The sequence below is a fragment of the Kocuria sp. genome (assembly GCF_030536815.1).
GTDB classification, from domain to species: Bacteria; Actinomycetota; Actinomycetes; order Actinomycetales; family Micrococcaceae; genus Kocuria; species Kocuria gwangalliensis.
Genome location: NZ_JAUNPE010000336.1, coordinates 1 through 1,580, shown reverse-complemented (window position 1 = coordinate 1,580; position 1,580 = coordinate 1). Strand labels below are relative to the sequence as shown.

At 62.7% G+C, this 1,580-nt stretch carries 3 protein-coding genes; 1 reads left to right on the top strand and 2 read right to left on the bottom strand.

The window, feature by feature from the left end; genetic code table 11:
- A partial coding sequence (locus Q4E95_RS13750; protein WP_303383831.1) for a DUF6480 family protein occupies window positions 1-281 on the top strand: 281 nt, incomplete at its 5' end.
- A gap of 20 nt (window positions 282-301) precedes the next feature.
- Here Q4E95_RS13750 and Q4E95_RS13745 read toward each other — a convergent pair.
- Both Q4E95_RS13745 and Q4E95_RS13740 read right to left on the bottom strand, forming a co-directional pair.
- A complete protein-coding gene (locus tag Q4E95_RS13745) occupies window positions 302-1,066 on the bottom strand; it encodes a hypothetical protein (RefSeq protein ID WP_303383830.1) in 765 nt (254 codons plus the stop codon).
- 82 nt (window positions 1,067-1,148) lie between these two features.
- The coding region (locus Q4E95_RS13740; RefSeq protein ID WP_303383829.1) for a DUF805 domain-containing protein at window positions 1,149-1,580 on the bottom strand (432 nt) is incomplete at its 5' end.

Below are 1,580 nucleotides of genomic sequence, written 5' to 3'. Positions count from 1 at the left end.
CCCATTACGGAAAGCAGGCCCACATGTCAGACATCAATCCCCAGAACCCGCGTCCCGACCGTGAGCAGCTGGCCGCTGCAACCAATGAGGATTCGGGGTACAGCATCGAGGGAGATACTCCGCCCGCCGAGGGTCTGGGTGTGGGGGACACCAACAACGAGCTGGATGTCGACCGCCCCGGTGACCGTTCCAAGGGAAAAATCACGGTGGTAGTGCTCGCCGTCCTCGTGGCCGTGTTCGTGATCCTCGCGATCATTGGTCGCGTCATCGGGTTCATGTAAACCATTGCCGCGGGCCGGGATCAGAATCCCTGCGCCTGAATGATCGCGATCTTCTGCCACACCTTTCGGGCCATGTCGGAGGTGAGGGTCTCGATGCCCTCGACCGCATCGAGCACGTCACCGTCGGTGGTGTCCTCCGCGAAGAGCGCGGCCGTCTTTCCCACGAGTGAGAGCATTTCCGTGCAGTAGTCGAAGTAGTGGGCGAGCTGTTCACGGGTGAGGTCCAACCCGCCGTCGGCCCGGGAACCACGCTGGAGCCGCTCCGGCACCTTGGTGAGCTGGTGCATGTCGATCACGTGCGCCAAGGAGCGCAGCCGATGAACCAGACGCAGCACGCGGGCGCGTTCCAATCGTTCCGGGATCGCCACCAGGAAGAAAATGGCTATGCCCGCGAACACCAGGTTGTTGACCACGGTTTCCAGCAGCGGGAGCCAGTCCACCGGGCCCAACGAATCCGGTGTCTGCCAGATACTGACGGCAGCAAGCACAATCGCGCCACCGAAAATGGCGAGCACCGTGATGATCCCCAAGCGGGAGAGCAGCCGGGCAAGCCGAATGCGACGTCGACTGATGCCGCCACCACTGGTGACTTCATCGACGAGTCCCAGCAGTTCTCCGCACACCTCCCACAGACCGCGGTCCGGAAAGCGCGAATAAACCCGCTTCTGCAGGGCTGCCGTGGATTCGCGGACGGCGGTGCTGTCCAGGTGTTGGTAGCGGGAACCGGCGGGCGGAGCGTCGTCGTGATCGTCGGGCCGGGCGGGGAGTTCAGCGGGATAGGGCACCCATAGAGGGTACGGGACGGGACAGACCGAGGGCCGCCGATCCTTTCGCATCGGCGGCCCTCGACGTTCACAGTGAATCAACTCACCGGTCGAACCGCGCTCCGGCCGGGTTCGGCGGCAGCACGTAGAAGACCAGCAAAATGAGCGGCCCGAGGAACGGAATCAGAGACAGCAAGTACAGGAATCCGGACATGTTCACGTCATGCAGGCGCCGGACGGCGAGCGCAATGCTTGGAATGATGTGGGCCAACAGGAACACGAGGAACAGCAGCGACAGAAAGATCCCCAATCCGTTGGGTTCACTCCTCGCCGAGTATGAGTAGGACGTGGCGGATGAGACCGTATTGCTGCTCACCACCTCGCTGCCGACCGTGCTGATGAGCACCGTGAACAGGGCGTAGACCAGGAACATGAAGAGCGCAATCCACCAGTACTCGGAACGGCTGGCGCGCCCGGAGAACTGGGCGTACTTCTTGTAGAACCGCTTGATGGCTTGGCCGGGTCCCACGGGAAC